General features: G+C 70.0%; 16 protein-coding genes. 15 read left to right on the top strand and 1 reads right to left on the bottom strand.

The window, feature by feature from the left end; translation table 11 throughout:
• Positions 1-18: 18 nt before the first annotated feature.
• From ACSFBE_RS22670 to ACSFBE_RS22685, 4 genes are all read left to right on the top strand, one after another.
• The gene (locus ACSFBE_RS22670; protein ID WP_435492657.1) at positions 19-453 is read left to right on the top strand and encodes a hypothetical protein; all 435 of its coding nucleotides are present in this window, start codon (positions 19-21) and stop codon (positions 451-453) included.
• A 150-nt stretch (positions 454-603) separates the two neighbouring features.
• Positions 604-1,677, top strand: a complete 1,074-nt coding sequence (locus ACSFBE_RS22675; RefSeq protein WP_435492658.1) for an NAD/NADP octopine/nopaline dehydrogenase family protein — start codon at positions 604-606, stop codon at positions 1,675-1,677.
• Entirely contained in the window at positions 1,664-2,677 is a 1,014-nt protein-coding gene (locus tag ACSFBE_RS22680) for a 3-hydroxybutyryl-CoA dehydrogenase (protein ID WP_435492659.1), read from the top strand. The genes ACSFBE_RS22675 and ACSFBE_RS22680 overlap by 14 nt, the downstream gene beginning before the upstream one ends.
• Positions 2,678-2,689: 12 nt before the next feature.
• The gene (locus ACSFBE_RS22685) at positions 2,690-3,493 is read left to right on the top strand and encodes an alpha/beta fold hydrolase (protein WP_435492660.1); all 804 of its coding nucleotides are present in this window, start codon (positions 2,690-2,692) and stop codon (positions 3,491-3,493) included.
• 15 nt (positions 3,494-3,508) lie between these two features.
• On the opposite strand, the gene ACSFBE_RS22690 is transcribed toward ACSFBE_RS22685, so the two are convergent.
• Positions 3,509-4,012: a MarR family winged helix-turn-helix transcriptional regulator gene (locus tag ACSFBE_RS22690; protein ID WP_435492661.1), complete on the bottom strand. Its 504-nt coding sequence runs from the start codon at positions 4,010-4,012 to the stop codon at positions 3,509-3,511.
• A gap of 74 nt (positions 4,013-4,086) precedes the next feature.
• On the opposite strand from ACSFBE_RS22690, the gene ACSFBE_RS22695 reads away from it, so the two are divergent.
• From ACSFBE_RS22695 to ACSFBE_RS22745, 11 genes are read left to right on the top strand one after another with little or no spacing between them, the layout of a single operon-like run.
• Entirely contained in the window at positions 4,087-6,273 is a 2,187-nt protein-coding gene (locus tag ACSFBE_RS22695) for a thiamine pyrophosphate-dependent enzyme (RefSeq protein ID WP_435492662.1), read from the top strand.
• Positions 6,274-6,305: 32 nt separating this feature from the next.
• Complete coding sequence (locus ACSFBE_RS22700; protein WP_435492663.1) at positions 6,306-7,811, top strand: indolepyruvate oxidoreductase subunit beta family protein; 1,506 nt, start codon at positions 6,306-6,308, stop codon at positions 7,809-7,811.
• 28 nt (positions 7,812-7,839) lie between these two features.
• Positions 7,840-8,835, top strand: coding sequence for a PDR/VanB family oxidoreductase (locus ACSFBE_RS22705; RefSeq protein ID WP_435492664.1), 996 nt, complete (start codon positions 7,840-7,842; stop codon positions 8,833-8,835).
• Positions 8,836-8,868: 33 nt separating this feature from the next.
• A complete protein-coding gene (locus ACSFBE_RS22710; protein ID WP_435492665.1) occupies positions 8,869-10,182 on the top strand; it encodes an aromatic ring-hydroxylating dioxygenase subunit alpha in 1,314 nt (437 codons plus the stop codon).
• Positions 10,182-10,697, top strand: coding sequence for an aromatic-ring-hydroxylating dioxygenase subunit beta (locus ACSFBE_RS22715; RefSeq protein WP_435492666.1), 516 nt, complete (start codon positions 10,182-10,184; stop codon positions 10,695-10,697). The genes ACSFBE_RS22710 and ACSFBE_RS22715 overlap by 1 nt, the downstream gene beginning before the upstream one ends.
• 16 nt (positions 10,698-10,713) lie before the next feature.
• Positions 10,714-12,336 (top strand): AMP-binding protein, encoded by a 1,623-nt coding sequence (locus ACSFBE_RS22720; protein WP_435492667.1) that lies wholly within the window; start codon positions 10,714-10,716, stop codon positions 12,334-12,336.
• The gene (locus ACSFBE_RS22725) at positions 12,336-13,511 is read left to right on the top strand and encodes a thiolase family protein (protein ID WP_435492668.1); all 1,176 of its coding nucleotides are present in this window, start codon (positions 12,336-12,338) and stop codon (positions 13,509-13,511) included. Before ACSFBE_RS22720 ends, ACSFBE_RS22725 begins: the two co-directional genes overlap by 1 nt.
• Complete coding sequence (locus tag ACSFBE_RS22730; RefSeq protein WP_435492669.1) at positions 13,508-14,761, top strand: SDR family NAD(P)-dependent oxidoreductase; 1,254 nt, start codon at positions 13,508-13,510, stop codon at positions 14,759-14,761. Before ACSFBE_RS22725 ends, ACSFBE_RS22730 begins: the two co-directional genes overlap by 4 nt.
• A 15-nt stretch (positions 14,762-14,776) precedes the next feature.
• A complete protein-coding gene (locus ACSFBE_RS22735) occupies positions 14,777-15,589 on the top strand; it encodes a cyclase family protein (protein ID WP_435492670.1) in 813 nt (270 codons plus the stop codon).
• Positions 15,586-16,311, top strand: a complete 726-nt coding sequence (locus tag ACSFBE_RS22740) for an SDR family NAD(P)-dependent oxidoreductase (RefSeq protein ID WP_435492671.1) — start codon at positions 15,586-15,588, stop codon at positions 16,309-16,311. Before ACSFBE_RS22735 ends, ACSFBE_RS22740 begins: the two co-directional genes overlap by 4 nt.
• A 44-nt stretch (positions 16,312-16,355) precedes the next feature.
• The gene (locus ACSFBE_RS22745) at positions 16,356-17,522 is read left to right on the top strand and encodes an ABC transporter substrate-binding protein (protein WP_435492672.1); all 1,167 of its coding nucleotides are present in this window, start codon (positions 16,356-16,358) and stop codon (positions 17,520-17,522) included.
• Position 17,523 lies beyond the last annotated feature (1 nt).

Raw genomic sequence — 17,523 nt, forward strand, 5'->3', positions numbered from 1 at the left:
GCGGCCCAAGATGCCCGCATGAAAAAAATTGCCGCTTGCCTTTCCGTCGCCGCCCTGTTCGCATTGGGTGCCTGCTCGACCCCCACGCCTGCACCGGCGGGCGACAACCAGCCCGACCCGACCGTGCTGCTGGTCCCGGTGCAGATCACCGACCCGGCCCTGCAGTCGGGCTGCTGGGCGCAGTTCTATTCGCAGCGCAACTTCCAGGGCGACATGGTCACGCTGGTCGGCCCGGCCGCGGTGGTGAGCATGGACAAGGGCACGGCACGCGCACTGAAGCGCGAGATCGACAGCGTCACCGTTGGCCCGAAGGCCACGCTGGAGGTCTACGAACGCGCGATGTTCCGCGACCGCACCGCGACCTTCCCGGCCAACAGCCGCGAAGGCGGCCTGATGCGCAAGCTGGGCTTCGGCGGCCGCATCGAGGCGATGCGGTTGAGCTGCAACGGCTGATGACGCGCAACTGAGCCTGGTGCGCAAGGTTTGCGCGCCTTTCGGTTCCGACGCGAACCGTTGACATCTAAACATTTGAAAAGTAATGTACTGGCGCCGGGTCGTCGGCGTTGCCGATGGCCTCCTTTCCTCGTCAAGGAGTGCCTGTACATGAAGATTGCCGTCCTGGGCGGTGGCCATGGCTGTTATGCCGCGGCTGCCGATCTCTCCGAAGCCGGTCACGAGGTCCGGCTGTGGCGCCGCGATGCGGCAGCCCTTTCCGCGGTGCAAGCGGCGGGCTCGATCCGCCTGAAGGATGCCGAGGGCGCGCGCGACGTGCCGATCGCGCTGGCCACCGCCGACATCGGGGCCGCGCTGCGCGAGGCCGAACTCATCGTGGTGCCGTCCCCCGCCGTCGCGCAGGCCGACATCGCGCGTGCCATGGCGCCGCATCTGGTCGATGGCCAGGTGGTGTTCCTGCCGCCGGGCACCTTCGGCAGCGTGGTGATGGCCGGGCTGGTGCGCGAGGCGGGCAGCCGCGCTGATGTCGCCTGGGCCGAGACCGGCACGCTGCCCTACCTGGCGCGCAAGCACGGCGAGCGCGAGGTGAACCTCACCATCCGCGCGCTGCGGCTGCCCACCGGGGTCTACCCGGCGCGCAAGGCCGACACCGCGATCGCGGTGATCCGCCAGGCCTACCCCAGCGTGCATGGCTGCGGCGACGCGCTCTCGGGCGCCCTGATGAATGCCGGCCCGATCATCCACCCCCCGCTGATGGTGATGAATGCCGCGCCGCTGCAGCATTTCGAGCGCTGGGACATCCACAACGAAGGCACGCAGCCGTCGGTGCGCGCCGTCACCGACCAGCTCGACCAGGAGCGCATCGCGGTGCGCGAGGCCTTCGGCTACGGCGGCCCGCACTATCCGCTGCGCGATCACTACGACAACGACCGCTGGATGTACGGCGATGCCCACAAGAAGCTGGTGAAGTCGGGCGATTGGCGCGAGCACATCGACCTGCACACGCATCGCTACATCACCGAGGACACGGTGCTGGGCCTGGCCTTTCTGGCCTCGGCGGCGCGTCACGCGGGTGTCGATGCGCCGATCGCGCACGGCCTGCTGGCCATCGTCGGCGGCTTCCTCGGGCGCGACCTGCGCCAGGGGCCGCGCAGCTTCGAAGTGCTCGGCCTGGCCGGGCTCGCACCGGAGGCGCTGCAGGCGCGGCTGCATGACGGCGCCTGAGCCCGCGGCGCGGCCGCCACGCTTCGCCGCCGTGGGCGCCGGCCGCATGGGGCGCGGCATCGCGATCGCCTTCGCCTATGCCGGGCACCGGGTGGCGCTGATCGATCTGCGCGAGCGCACCCCCGAAGCCTGGCGCACGCTGCACGACGAGGCACGCGCCGAGATCTCGGGCAGCCTGGCCGGGCTGGCCCGGCTCGGCGTGATCGATGAAGCGCAGGTGAGCGCCATCGCGGCGCGGGTGGAGTTGGTGGATTCGGACGGCGCGGCGGCGGCACTGGCCGGTGCGGAGCTGGTGTTCGAAGGCGTGCCGGAGACCCTGGCCGCCAAGCGCGAGGCCTTCGCCCGCATCAACGCGCACTGCGGCCCCGACGCCATCCTCACCTCGACCACCAGCAGCATCCTGGTCACGCAGATCGCCGAATTCGTCGAGCGGCCGGAGCGCTTCCTGAACATCCACTGGCTCAACCCGGCCTACCTGATCCCGGTCGTCGAACTCAGCCACCATGCCGGCACCGACCCGGTGGTGCTGGCGCGCGCCAAGGCGTTGATGGAATCGATCGGCAAGCTGCCGGTGGTCTGCGGGCCGACGCCGGGCTACATCGTTCCCAGGTTGCAGGCGCTGGTGATGAACGAGGCGGCGCGGATGATCGAGGAGGGCGCGGCCACGGCCGAGGAGATCGACAAGGCCACCCGCTTCGGCCTCGGCCTGCGCTTCGCAGCGCTCGGCGTGGTGGAGTTCATCGACTTCGGCGGCGCCGACATCCTGCACCACGCCAGCCGCGAGATGTCGGCGTCGATCGATGCCGAGCGTTACCGCGCACCGGCCATCCTCGGCCGGATGATGGACGAGGGCCGGCTGGGGCTGAAGACCGGCAGCGGCTTCTACGACTACGCCGGGCGCGACGTCGGCGCCTACCGGGCCGACGTGCTGCTGCGCACCCTCGGCATGCTCCGCCACGCGGGGCTGTTGCAGCCGCCGGCCGAGCACACCCGGGACTGAGGGGCTGAACCCATGCCGCCCATCCGCCGCGCCTTCGCGGACCTCTCCGTCGGCCAGGTGCACTACGCGTACTGCGGCGATGCCGAACTTCCTGCCGTCCTGCTGCTGCACCAGACGCCGCGCAGCTGGGCCGAGTACCGCGCGGTGCTGCCGCTGCTGGGCCTGCGCTACCGCGCGATCGCGATGGACACCGTCGGCTTCGGCGATTCGTGCGCGCCGCCCTGGCCGCCGAGCATCGAGGCCTGGGCCGCGGTGGCGGTGGAACTGCTCGATGCGCTGGGCATCGCGCGCGCGCATGTGGTGGGGCACCACACCGGCGGGGTGATTGCTGTGGAGCTTGCCGCCGCGCATGCGGCGCGCGTGGGGCGGCTGGTGCTTTCCTCGACGCCTTACACCGATGCGGCGTTCCGGCTCGCACGGGCCGACCGTCCGCCGATCGACGAGGTGGCGCCCAGCGAGGACGGCACCCACCTCGCCGCGCTGTGGCAGAAGCGCCAGGGCTTCTACCCGGCGCAACGGCCCGATCTGCTGGAGGCCTTCGTGGCCGATGCGCTCAAGATCTCCGGGCCGCTCGAGGGTGGCCATCGTGCGGTGGCGCAATACCGCATGGAGGATCGCATCGGCCAGGTGCGGCAGCCCACGCTCGTGCTGCGCGCGCCGTCCGACCCTTTCGCATCGCCGCACGCGGCTGAGCTCGCCATACACCTGGCCGATGCGCGCATCGTCGACATCGAAGGCGGCAGGGTGCCGCTGCCGGACCAGTTGCCCGAGGCCTTCGCCCAGGCGGTGCTCGACTTTCTCGACGCCGCGCACTGAGGCGCGCCCGGCCGCTCAGTCGTCTTCGTCCGTCACCTCGGACGCGGCGTTCTCGTGCAGTTCGATCATGCGACGCAGCGTGTTCTTCAGGGCCTCGGCGCTCTGGAGGCCGAAGGGCTCGAGCACGCGCCGCTCGTGCTCGGTGGCCAGTTCCGTCAGTTGCGCCACCGTGCGCTCGCCGTCGTCGGTGATGCGCACCAGCGTGATGCGGCGGTCACTGTCATGGGGCAAGCGTTCGACATGCCCCTTGGCCGCCATGCGGTCGAGCATGCGCGTCACGGTCGGCTGCTTCATCACCGCGACCTGCGCCAGCCGGCCGATGCTGAGCGCCTGGCCGCCGGCCAGCGACGCCATGACCCGCCACTCCGAGACCGAAAAACCGTGCGCCCGCGCGACCTTGTGGAACTCCGAAGAGATCAGGTGGCTGGCTTGTGCCAGCAGCGCCGGAAGGTAGTCGTCGACGAAGCGCCGCGGCGCGGCCGGGGCCGGCACAGTGCTTGCTAGTCTAGGGTTATTCATGATTGTGGATAGATTCACATCTAAAGAATATACGCCCATCGTGCCTCGTGGCATGGGGGCTTGCAAGGAGCATCATGGCTGAACGTTCGTTTGTCGAAGAGGTCAAGAAGCTGCGGCTCGGTGAGGGCGAGGTCTTCAGCGGCGAAGGCATCCTGGCGGTGACCAAGGCGCTGCTCGAGTCGGGTGTGGCCTACGTCGCCGGCTACCAGGGCGCACCGATCTCCCACCTCATGGACGTGCTGGCCGACGCACAGGACATCCTGGCCGAGCAGGGCATCCGTTTCGAGAACAGCGCCAGCGAAGCGACCGCGGCCGCCACGCTGGCCGCCTCGGTCAACTACCCGCTGCGCGGCGCCGTCACCTTCAAGGCCACGGTCGGCACCAATGTCGCCTCCGACGCACTGGCCAACCTGGCTTCCGGCGGCGTCACCGGCGGTGCACTGGTGATCGTGGGCGAGGACTACGGCGAGGGCTCCTCGATCATGCAGGAGCGCAGCCATGCCTTCGCGATGAAGTCGCAGATCTGGATGCTCGACCCGCGGCCCAACCTGCCCTCGATCGTCGAGGCGGTGAAGCAGGGCTTCGAGCTCTCCGAGGCGAGCCACACGCCGGTCATGCTGCAACTGCGCATCCGTGCCTGCCATGTGCACGGCCAGTTCGTCGCTTCCGACAACCGCGCGCCCTCGTTCACCCTGAAGCAGGCGCTCGAGCAGCCGCAGCGCGACGTCTCGCGCATCGTGCTGCCGCCGGCGAGCTTCGTGCATGAACAGGAGAAGGTGAACGACCGCTGGCCCGCCGCGGTGCGCTTCATCGAGGAGCGCGGGCTCAACGAGTTCTTCGCCGAGGACGCAGGTGACCTCGGCATCATCGTGCAGGGCGGCAGCTACAACACGCTGATGCGTGCGCTCGAGCGCGTCGGCCTGGCCGACGTCTACGGCAACTCGCAGGTGCCGCTCTATGTGATGAACGTCGCCTACCCGGTGATCGACAGCGAGGTCGTGCGCTTCTGCCAAGGCAAGCGCGCGGTGCTGCTGGTGGAGGAGGGGCAGCCCAACTTCATCGAGCAGAACGTCGCCACGCTGCTGCGCCAGGCCGGCTGCGACACCGCGCTGCACGGCAAGGACCTGCTGCCGGTGGCCGGGGAATACACCGCGGCGGTGCTGCTGAAAGCCGCGCGCGCTTTCTTCGAGCGCTACGAGCGCATCGCGCCCCTGCCCATCGTGCCGGTGGCGCGCAAGGTGATCCCGTTGACGGCGGTGGCGTCGATCGGCGTCGACCAGGCGCCGGAGCCGGCGCTCGCGGCGATCGACGACACGGTGCATGCCCGGCCGCCCGGCTTCTGCACCGGCTGCCCGGAGCGGCCGATCTTCAGCGCCATCAAGCTGGTCGAGCGCGAGCTTGGAACGCACCACATCAGCGCGGACATCGGCTGCCACCTGTTCTCGATCCTGCCGCCCTTCAACCTCGGCAATACCACCATGGGCTACGGGCTCGGCGCGGCCGGTGCGGCGGCGCTCAACGTGCCGGCGGGCAAGCGCGCCATCTCGGTGATGGGCGACGGCGGTTTCTGGCACAACGGCCTGACGAGCGGCATCGCCAACGCGGTCTTCAACCGCAGCGACAACCTCACCATCGTGGTCGACAACAACTACACCTCGGCCACCGGCGGCCAGGACATCCTGTCGTCGACCGCCCAGAACCCGACGCGCAGCACCGGCCACGAGATCGAACGCGCGGTGCGCGGCGTGGGCGTCAAGTGGGTCAAGACGATTCGCCGCACCTACGACGTGGCTGGCATGCGGCGGCTGCTGCGCGAGGCGCTCACCACCGGCGAGAAGGGCCCGAAGGTGCTGATCGCGCAGTCCGAATGCATGCTCAACAAGCAGCGCCGCGAGAAGCCCCTGGTGCGCAAGGCGGTCGCTGCCGGCCAGCGCGTGGTGCGCGAGAAGTTCGGTGTCGACCCCGACACCTGCACCGGCGACCACTCCTGCATCCGCCTGTCGGGCTGCCCCTCGCTTTCCATCAAGGCCAACCCCGATCCGCTGCGCACCGACCCGGTGGCGCATGTGCTCGACAGCTGCGTGGGCTGCGGCAACTGCGGCGACGTCTCGCATGCGGCGGTGCTCTGCCCGTCGTTCTACAAGGCGCAGATCGTGAGCAACCCGAGCTGGTGGGACCGCACGCGCGACAAGGTCGGCGGCGCCGTGGTGGGCTGGATGCAGCGCACCGAAGCGCGACAGCGCGACCGCTACGCCTTCTAGTCCCGCAGACGATCTCTCCCAAAAAAACCACGATGAATCCGGCTCAACCCATCAAGATCGCGATCCTCGCCATGGGCGGCGAGGGCGGCGGCGTGCTCGCCGACTGGATCGTCGACCTCGGCGAGCACTGCGGCTACATCGCGCAGACCACCTCGGTGCCCGGCGTCGCGCAGCGCACTGGCGCGACCATCTACTACGTCGAGCTGTTCCCGGAGGCTCGCGCCCTGGCCGACGGCGGCCGTCCGGTGCTGGCGCTGATGCCGCTGCCGGGCGACGTCGACGTGGTGCTCGCCTCGGAACTGATGGAAGCAGGCCGCGCGGTGCAGCGCGGCCTCGTCACCGCCGACCGCACCACGCTGATCGGCTCGACGCACCGCGTGTACTCGATCGCCGAGAAGTCGGCGATGGGCGATGGCCGGGTCGACAGCGCCCAGCTCGAACGCCAGGCCGACCGCGCCGCCAAACGCTACATCCGCTTCGACATGGCCGAGGCGGCCGAACGCGCCGGCAGCGTGATCAGCGCGGTGCTCTTCGGTGCGCTCGCCGGTGCCGGCGTGCTGCCCTTCAGCCGGGCCCAGTTCGAAGCCACCGTCGAACGCGGCGGCGTCGGCGTGAAGCCGAGCCTGAAGGCCTTCGGCGCCGCCTTCGATCGCGCGCAGCAGGGCGACGCGCCAGCGGCCCCCGGCGCCACCACGGCCGTCGCAGCGCCGCCGCAGCCGCGCCATGCGGCGGTGCGGGCGCTGGTCGAGCGGGTGCAGCAGCGCTTTCCTGCCGGCTCGCAAGCGCTGCTGCTCGAAGGCGTGCGCCGGCTGATCGACTACCAGGACATCGGCTACGCCGAGACCTACCTCGACCGGCTCACGCCGTTCTACGAGCGCACGGCCGACGACGGCGCCCGCCTGGCCGACGCCGTCGCACGGCACCTCGCGCTCTGGATGTCGTACGAAGACACCGCCCGCGTCGCCGCGCTGAAGACCCGCGCCACCCGGTTCGACCGGGTGCGCGAGGAGTCGCGCGTGCAGCCCGGCCAGGTGATGGCGATCCACGAGTACATGCATCCGCGGCTGCAGGAGATCTGCGAGACGCTGCCGGGCGGCATCGGGCGCTGGCTGGCGGGCTCCGGCCTGCCACGTCGCCTGGTCGAGCGGCTGACGCAGCAGGGCCGGGTGGTGCGCACCAGCTCGCTGGGCGGCTACCTGCTGCTGCGGGCGGTGGCCACGGCGCGCCGCTGGCGCCGCTCGACCGTCCGCTTCGCGCAGGAGAACGCCTTGATCGAAGGCTGGCTGGCGCGCATCGCGCAGGCGGCCGCGCTCAATCCGCAGCTGGCCGTCGAGATCGCGGAATGCCAGCGGCTGGTCAAGGGCTACAGCGACACCCACGAGCGCGGCCTGCGCAACTACACGCTGCTGATGGACGCCGCCGAACGCGCCGGCCCCCAACTGGCACCCGCCACCCTGCGCGAGCTGCGCGATGCCGCCCTGGCCGACGAGCACGGCGACCGCCTGCGCGCCGCACTCGCGCGCCATGCGCTGGCCTGAGCCGAGTGAGACCCCGAGGAACGCCACCATGCCGCATCCCGACACCGCCCAGCTCACCGTCCGCGTCGCCGAGGCGGCCCTGCTCAATCCGCTGATCCGCCAGTTCCGCCTGGTGGCGGCCGACGGCGCACCGCTGCCCGGCTTCGAGCCCGGCGCGCATGTGCGTGTGCAGGTGACGCTGCCCGACGGCCGCAGCGACTGGCGCCACTATTCGCTGATCGACACCGATGGCCAGCCGGCCGCAACCGCGGCGCCTGCGGCCTATCGCATCGCGGTGCGCCGCGAGGCCGATGGCCGCGGCGGCTCGCGCTTCATGCACGATCTGCTGCAACCCGGTGCGCTGCTGCAGATCGAGGCGCCGAAGAACGACTTCCCGCTGGACGCGCCCGGCGGCGCCACCGTGCTGGTGGCCGGCGGCATCGGCGTGACGCCGCTCATCGCGATGGCCGCGCGCCGCATGGCCGAAGGCGCGCCGGTGCGCATGCACTACGCCGGCCGCAGCCGCGCGCTGATGGCCTTCCTGCCCGAACTGACCGAGCTGCTGGGCGAGCGGCTGTCGGTGCATGCCGATGCCGAGGCGGGGCAGCCGCTCGACGTCGCGGCACTGCTCGACGCCTGCAGCGCCGAAGACCACCTCTACCTCTGCGGCCCGAAGGTGATGCTCGACGCGCTGCTGGCTGCGACGCAGGCACGCGGCTGGCCGACCGGGCGGGTGCATTTCGAGCTCTTCACCGAGCCGGTGGTGGAGGAGGGCGACCGGCCCTTCGAGGTCGAGCTGGCGCAGTCGGGCCAGCGCTTCACCGTGGCGGCCGACCAGAGCCTGCTCGACTGTCTGATCGACAACGGCTGCGACCCGATGTTCGACTGCAAGCGCGGCGAATGCGGCGTGTGCGCCGTGCCGGTGATCGACGGCGAGATCGACCACCGCGACTATGTGCTGAGCGCGCGCGAGAAGGCCGAAGGCAACGTGATGCAGATCTGCATCTCGCGCGCCAAGGGCGCCCGCCTGGTGCTCGACCTCTGACGCGATGCAACGCAACGAACGAGGACCCACCCGATGACGACCTACCGAGGCAACCCCGATGCCGTGCGCGCCCTGGTGCAGCCCGACCGCGTGCACCGCGACCTCTACATCAGCGAGGAACTGTTCGCGCTGGAGCAGGAGCACTTCTTCGCCAACACCTGGAACTACGCCGGCCACGACAGCCAAGTGCCCGAGCCCGGCGACTACATCCGGGTGGAGATCGCCGGCCGGCCGCTGATCGTGGTGCGCCACACCGACCGCTCGGTGCGGGTGCTGATGAACCGCTGCGCGCACAAGGGCTCGCAACTGGTGAACGCGCCCTGCGGCAACACCGGCAAGTTCTTCCGCTGCCCGTACCATGCCTGGACCTTCCGGACCGACGGCTCGCTGCTGGCGATCCCGCTGAAGAACGGCTACGAAGGCACGCAGCTGCACGACTGCGAATCCGGCAAGGGACTGGTTGCAGTGAAGAACGTGCGGCTGTACCGCGGCTTCATCTTCGTGAAGATCAACGACGTGGGGCCGGACTTCGAGAGCTACTTCGGCGACTCGCTCAGCTCGATCGACAACATGGCCGATCGCTCGCCCGAAGGCGAGCTCGAAATCGCCGGCGGCTGCCTGCGCTTCATGCACCAGTGCAACTGGAAGATGTTCGTCGAGAACCTGAACGACACGATGCATCCGATGGTGGCGCATGAATCGTCGGCCGGCACCGCCAAGGCGATGTGGGCCGACCAGCCGGCCGACGCCCCCAAGCCGATGGCCATCGAGCAGTTTGTGCCCTTCATGTCCGACTACAAGTTCTTCGAGGACATGGGCGTGCGCACGTACGACAACGGCCACAGCTTCACCGGCGTCAACTTCAGCATCCACAGCAAGTACAAGCCGATCCCCGCGTACGACGACGCCATGAAGGCGCGCTACGGCGAAGAGAAGACGGCGCAGATCCTCGGCATGGCGCGGCACAACACCGTGTACTACCCGAACCTGACGATCAAGGGCGCGATCCAGTCGATCCGCGTGGCGCGGCCGATCGCGGCCGACCGCACGCTGGTCGAGAGCTGGACCTTCCGCCTGAAGGGCGCGCCCGACGAGCTGCTGCAGCGCACCACCATGTACAACCGCCTGATCAATTCGCCTTTCTCGGTGGTGGGCCACGACGACCTGCAGGCCTACCGCGGCATGCAGGCCGGCCTGCATGCCAGCGGCAACGACTGGGTCAGCCTGCACCGCAACCACGACGCGGCCGAAACCCGCGGCGGCGAGATCACCACCGTGGGTACCAGCGAGCTGCCGATGCGCAACCAGTACCGCGCGTGGAGCCGCTACATGACGGAGACGATGTGATGGCGGCGGACATCGACATCCCCACCGGCACGGCCACGGCACCAGCGCGTCAGGTGCTGATCGACTTCGTGGTGCGCGAGGCGCGCCTGCTCGACGAGCGCGCGTACGACGCGTGGAACGCGCTCTTCACCGACGACGCGTTCTACTGGATCCCACTGGTGCCCGACCAGCCGGACGGCATCCACCACACCTCGCACCTGTACGAGGACAAGCTGCTGCGCGACCTGCGCATCGAGCGGCTCAAGAGCCCGCGGGCCTTCTCGCAGCAACCGCCCAGCCGCTGCCACCACCTGCTGCAGTTGCCGACGGTCGAGGTCTACGAACCGGCCGCCAACCGCTATGTGCTGCGCACCGAATTCCACTACACCGAGTCGCAGGGCGACGAGCTGCAGTTCTACGTCGGCACCTGCTTTCACCACCTGACAGTGGTTGACGGCGCCCTGCGCATGACGCTCAAACGCGTCAACCTGCTCAACTGCGACGCGGCGCTGCCCGCGGTGCAGCTTTTCCTCTGAGCCTTTGAGCGCCCCGATGCAGACCGTTCACGACGCCTTCGCCACCACCGCGGCCCGCACGCCCGGTGCCGACTTCCTGTTCACCGAAGCGGTGACCGCTGCGGCCTACGGCATCGCGCCGGGTGCCATCGCCTGGGGCGCCGCGACCGCCGAGGTCGAGCGCCTGCGTGCCGCCTATGCAGCAGCCGGCTACGGCCACGGCCACCGGGTCGCGCTGCTGCTGGAGAACCGACCGGCCTTCCTGTTCCACTGGTTCGCACTGAATGCGCTGGGCGCGAGCGTGGTGCCGATCAATGCCGACATGCGCTCGGCCGAGTTGAGCTACCTGATCGGCCACAGCGAGGTCACGCTCGCGGTGACGCTGCCCGAGCGGGCAGACGACCTGCGCAGCGCCGCAGTGCAGGCCGGCGTGACCGGCTTCGCCACCATGGCGCCCGACGGCGCGGTGCCGCCCGCCACCACCGCGCCGCCGCGCGCCGGCGAGCCGGTGGGCGCGAACACCGAATGCGCGCTGCTCTACACCTCGGGCACCACCGGCCGGCCCAAGGGCTGCATCCTGTCGAACACCTACTTCCTGAACGCTGGCGCCTGGTACGCCGCGCTCGATGGCGTTTGCAGCATCCGGCCCGACGCCGAGCGCGTCATGACGCCGCTGCCGCTCACCCACATGAATGCGATGGCCTGCTCGACCATGGTGGTGCTGGTCGCCGGTGGCTGCCTGGTGCAGCTCGACCGCTTCCATCCGCGCAGCTGGCTGCAGAGCGCGCGCGAGAGCGGCGCGACGGTGGTGCACTACCTGGGCGTGATGCCGGCGATGCTGCTGTCGGCACCGCCGTCGCCGGCCGACCGCGACCATGCGATCCGCTGGGCCTTCGGTGCCGGCGTCGACCCCAAGCACCACGCCGCCTTCGAGGAACGCTTCGGCTTCCCGCTGGTGGAGGCCTGGGCCATGACCGAAACGGGCGTGGCCGCCTGCATCATGGCCAACCGCGAACCGCGCCTGGTGGGACGCGCCTGCTTCGGCCGCCAGCCCAACTTCGTCGAGGTGCGGCTGGTCGACGACGCCGGGCAGGCGAGCGGGGTCGACGCACCGGGCGAACTGTGGGTGCGCTCGGCCGGCGACGATCCGCAACGTGCCTTCTTCTCCGGCTACCTGAAGGACGAGGCCGCCACCGCCGAGGCCTGGGCCGACGGCTGGTTCCACACCGGCGACCTGGTGCGCCGCGATGCCGAGGGCCACTTCTTCTTCGTCGACCGCAAGAAGAACGTCATCCGCCGCAGCGGCGAGAACATCTCGGCCGTCGAGGTCGAGAGCGTGCTGAACCAGCACCCCGCGGTGAAGGCGTCGGCCGTCGCCGCCACACCCGATGCGGTGCGCGGCGACGAGGTGCTCGCCTGCATCGTGCTCAAGGAGCCGGCCGACGCGCGGTGCCAGCCGGCGCTCGCGGCCGACATCGTGGTGCATGCGCTCGCACAACTGGCTTACTACAAGGCGCCGGGCTATGTCGCCTTTGTCGATGCGCTGCCGCTCACCCCGTCGCAGAAGATCCAGCGCGGCGAGCTGCGCACGCTGGCGCAGGCCCTGCCGACACAACCGCACTGCGTCGATACGCGTGCCATGAAGAAGAGGCAGGCGTGATGGCGAGTTCTAAACGCACTTCCTACGACGGCGTGGCCGTGGCGGTGCCCGTCACGGTGCCCTATGTGCGCTACGCCACCCAGAGCGCGCACTGGTTCATCGGCCGCGCGATCGAGGCGCTGGTGCAGGCCGCCGGCGTCGCCAAAGAAGACATCGACGGTCTGTCGCTCAGCAGCTTCTCTCTGGCGCCCGACACCGCCGTCGGCGTGACGCAGCACCTGGGCCTGTCGCCGCGCTGGCTCGACCATGTGCCCACCGGCGGGGCCTCGGGCGTGATGTGCCTGCGGCGTGCCGCGCGCGCGGTGCAGGCGGGCGACGCCGACATCGTCGCCTGCGTCGGCGCCGACACCAACCATGTCGACTCCTTCCGCCAGACGCTGGGCAGCTTCAGCAACTTCGCGCGCGACGCCAGCTACCCCTACGGCTCGGGCGGCCCGAATTCGATCTTCGCCATGATCACCGCGAACTACATGCGCCAGTACGGCGCGCGGCGCGAGGACTTCGGCCGCATCGCGGTCGACCAGCGCACCAACGCGCTGGGCAACCCGAACGCGATGTTCAAGAAGGCGCTCACCCTCGACGAGTACATGGCGGCGCGGCCGATCGCCGACCCGATCCACCTGTTCGACTGCGTGATGCCCTGCGCCGGCGCCGATGCCTTCCTGGTGATGAGCGAGGCGCGCGCGCGCGACCTCGGCCTGGCGCATGTGGTGGTGCGCGGCGCCATCGAGCGCCACAACGCCTTCTCCGAAGACCCGGTGATGGTCCGCGGCGGCTGGCTGCAGGACCGCGACGACCTCTATGCGCAGGCCGGTGTCGGCCCCGAGGCGCTCGACTTCGTGCAGACCTATGACGACTATCCGGTGATCGTGATGATGCAGTTCGAGGACCTCGGCTTCTGCGAGAAGGGCGAGGGCCCGGCCTTCGTGCAGTCGCACACCATGGCCTTCGACGGCAGCTTCCCGAACAACACCAGCGGCGGGCAGCTGTCGGCGGGGCAGGCGGGCGCGGCGGGCGGCTTCCTCGGCATGGTCGAGGCGATCCGGCAACTGACCGACCAGGCCGGCTCGCGCGCCGTGCCCGATGCGCAACTGGGCCTCGTCGCCGGCTTCGGCATGGTGACCTACGACCGCTGCCTGTGCACCGGCGCCGTCATTCTCGGGAGGTCTGCATGACGATGCCCCTGATGCGCCCCCCGCGCAAGAACCCGGTGCTGCGCACCCGGCAGATGAACCTGCCGCCCGGCGCGCGCGGGCGTGTGGCGCTCGGCCTCACCGCCGCCGCCGCCGAAGGCCGCTTCGAACTGCAGACCTGCGACCAGTGCGGCACGGTGCAGTACCCGCCGCGCGAGGTCTGCCACAAGTGCCTGTCGGCCGCCCTGCGCTGGCGCGCGCAGAGCGGCGAGGGCGAACTGCTCGGCAGCACCACGCTGCACCACAGCAACGACCTGTTCTTCCGCGAACGGTTGCCCTGGCGGCTGGGCCTGGTGCGCCTGGATGCCGGCCCCACGCTCATGGTCCATCTGCACGGCGAGGTCGGCGAGGCGCCGCAGCGCGTGCGCGTGGGCGCCCATCTCGACCGCGCGGGCCAGGCCGTGCTCATTGGTTTTCCGAAAGAAGGGAGTGCCCATATGGCCGACGACAAGATGCTGCGCGAGATGACCAGCGACCCGAAGTTCCGCAAGGTGCTGGTGACCGACGGCAAGACCGAACTCGGGCAGGCGCTGGTGCGCTCGCTGGTCAAGGCCGGTGCCGACCTCGTCTGGGTCGGCCATGCCGAGCCGTGGAAGAAGCTCGGCGGCCTGGACGACATCGCGGCGCTGCCGCAGGTCGCGCTGGTGCCCTTGGACCTGACCAACGGCCGCTCGGTGACCGAGCTGGCCGGCGAGATCGGCGGCAAGGTCGACATCGTGATCAACAACGCCGAGGTGCACCGCACCTTCGGCATCGGCGCGCGCCGCGGCACCGATGTCGCCAAGGCCGAGATGGACATCAACTACTTCGGCCTGCTGCGCCTGGCGCAGGAGTTCGGCCCGGCGCTCAAGGGCCGCTCGGCCGACGGCCCGACCGGCGCCACGGCCTGGGTCAACCTGCTGTCGATCTACGCGCTGGCGAACTTCCCGCCGCACGGCACCTTCAGCGCGTCGAAGGCGGCGGCCCACTCGCTGGCGCAGTGCCTGCGCGCCGAGATGCGGCCGGCGGGCATCCGCGTGGTGAACGTGTTCCCCGGCCCGATCGACGACGAATGGAACCAGCACACGCCGCCGCCCAAGCTCGCCCCCGCCACGCTGGCCAGCGCCATCGTCAAGGCGCTGCGCGACGGGGTGGAAGACGTCTATCCGGGCGACGTGGCCCAGGAATGGCTCGAGCGCTGGCGTGACAACCCCAAGGTGCTGGAGCGTGAACTCGCCAACGGCGGCAGCTGAGACCAGGAGCAGACCATGACCCCCACGACCGAACTGATGTCCGCCACCGAGATCCTCGGCGGCCTGGTGAGCGCGATGGCCAGCGGCCGAATCCGCGTGATCGACCTCACCCAGACCCTCACGCCCGACTTCCCGCAGATCGCGCTGCCGCCCGAGATGGGCCAGTGCTGGCCGTTTCGCATCGAGGAAGTTTCGAAGTACGACGAGCGCGGGCCGGCCTGGTACTGGAACAACTTCTCCTGCGGCGAGCACACCGGCACCCACTTCGATGCGCCGATCCACTGGATCTCCGGGCGCGACCTGCCGAACAATTCAGTCGACACCATCCCGCCGCAGAACTTCGTGGCCGCGGCCTGCGTGATCGACTGTTCGCCGCAGGTGAAGGACGACCCCGACTACCTGCTCACGCTGGACGACATCGAGGCCTGGGAGGCCCGGCACGGCCGCATCCCGAAAGGCGCCTGGGTGCTGATGCGCACCGACTGGTCCAAGCGCGAGGACCCCGAGGCCTACCAGAACTACGACGAGACCGGGCAGCACACGCCCGGCCCGAGCGCCGAGGCGGTGCGTTTCCTGGTGGAGCAGCGCGACGTGCTGGGCTTCGGCTCCGAGGCCATCGGCACCGATGCCGGGCAGGGCTACCACCTGCGCCCGCCCTATCCCTGCCACTACTACATGCACGGTGCGGGCCGCTACGGCCTGCAATGCCTGTGCAACCTCGACCTGCTGCCCGAGGCCGGCGCGGTGCTGATCTGCCCGCCGCTGAAGATCGAGAACGGCAGCGGCAGCCCGCTGCGCGTGCTCGCCCTGGTGGAGCAACAGCCATGAGCGCGCGCAAGGTGGCTGCCGTCACCGGCGGCAGCGCCGGCATCGGCAAGGCGATCTGCCAGGACCTGCTCGACAAGGGCTACCAGGTGATCTCGCTGGCAAGGCGCGCGAGCGACATCGCGCACCCGCGCATGCACAGCATCGAGGTCGACTTGATGGACCGCGCCGCCACCGCGGCCGCCGCACGGCAGCTCGCGCACCAGTTCGAGGTCACGACGCTGGTGCACAACGCCGGCGTCATCCGCCCGGCGCTGATCGCCGACGTGAAGCTCGAAGATCTCGATGCGCTGGTCGACCTGCACCTGGGCTGTGCGGTGCAGCTCGTGCAGGCGGTGCTGCCCGCCATGCGCAGCCAGCGCTTCGGCCGCATCGTGCTGATGTCCTCGCGTGCGGCCGTGGGTGCGCAGTCGCGCACCAGCTATTCCGCCACCAAGGCCGGCATGCTGGGCATGGCACGCACCTGGGCGCTCGAACTCGCCCCGGAGGGCATCACCGTCAACGTCGTGGCGCCGGGGCCGGTGCGCACGGACATGTTCTACGACATCGTGCAGGCCGGCGAGCGGGAGCGCGCCCTGGCCGCCTCGATACCGGTGCGGCGCCTGGGCGAAGCGGACGATGTCGCGCGCGCCGTCGGTTTCTTCGCCGATGCGGCCAACAGCTTCGTCACCGGCCAGGTGCTCTATGTCTGCGGCGGCACCAGTGTCGGGAGCCTCACGCTGTGAATGCGCTCGCCCCCATCTCTCTCACTACCCACGGAAGGATCGCCATGAACGTCTCGTCCCGCCACCCCCTGCGCACCGGCATCGCGCTGGCCTTCGGCGCGCTCGCTTCCCTCGCGGCGGTCAGTGCGCTCGCCGCCGACCTCAAGGTCGGCTTCATCACTTCGCTGTCCGGCCCGGTGTCCTCGTTGGGCATCCCCTACGAGAAGGGCATGAAGGCGGCGCTGGCCTACCGCTCGGAGGTCGACGGGCGCAAGGTGCAACTGGTGCAGCTCGACGATGCCTCCGATCCGTCGACGGCGGCGCGCAATGCCCGCAAGCTCATCGACGAGGAGAAGGTCGACGTGATCATCGGGACCGCAGGATCGCCCGGAGCCCTGGCCATCGCCGCCGTGGCCCGCGAGACCAGGACCCCGCTGATCTCCATCGCCAATGCCAACCTGCCGGGCGAGGAGGGCGCCTGGATGGTGACGCTGCCGCAGCCGGCGCCGCTGATGGTCAGCGCGGTGGTCGAGCGCATGAAGAAGTCGGGCGTGAAGACGGTCGGCTACATCGGCTTCTCCGACGCCTGGGGCGACCTGGTCTACGACGCGTTGCAGAAGAGCGTCGAGCCCGCCGGCATCAAGGTGGTGAGCAACGAGCGCTATGCCCGTGCGGACGCCTCGGTCACCGGCCAGGTGCTGAAGATCGTGGCGCTCAAGCCCGATGCGGTCATCACCGGCACCTCGGGCACCCCCGGCGCGCTGCCCTACATCGCGCTGGCCGAGCGCGGCTACAAGGGCCAGATCTACGGCATGCATGCGCTGATCAACCCCGACTTCGTGCGGGTCGGCGGCACCGCGGTCGAAGGCCTGCTCGCACCGACCGGTCCGGTGATCGTGGCCGAGCAGCTGCCCGAGTCGAACCCGATCCGCAAGGTGTCGATGGACTTCCGCGCGGCCTACCAGAAGGCCAACGGCGCGGCACCCACGGATGCCTTCTCGGCCTACTCCTTCGACGCCTGGCTGCTGTTCCTGGACGCCGCATCGCGCGCCAAGGGCGAGCCGGGCACACCGGCCTACCGCACGGCGTTGCGCGACGCCATCGTCGGCACCAAGGAGCTGGTCGGCACCCACAGCGTCTACAACTTCAAGCCCACCGACCGCTATGGCTCGGACGAACGCTCGCGCGTGATCGTGAAGCTCGAGAAGGGGCAGTGGAAGCTGGTGCCCTGAG

This window comes from Variovorax sucrosi, assembly GCF_051216635.1.
Lineage (GTDB): Bacteria > Pseudomonadota > Gammaproteobacteria > Burkholderiales > Burkholderiaceae_C > Variovorax.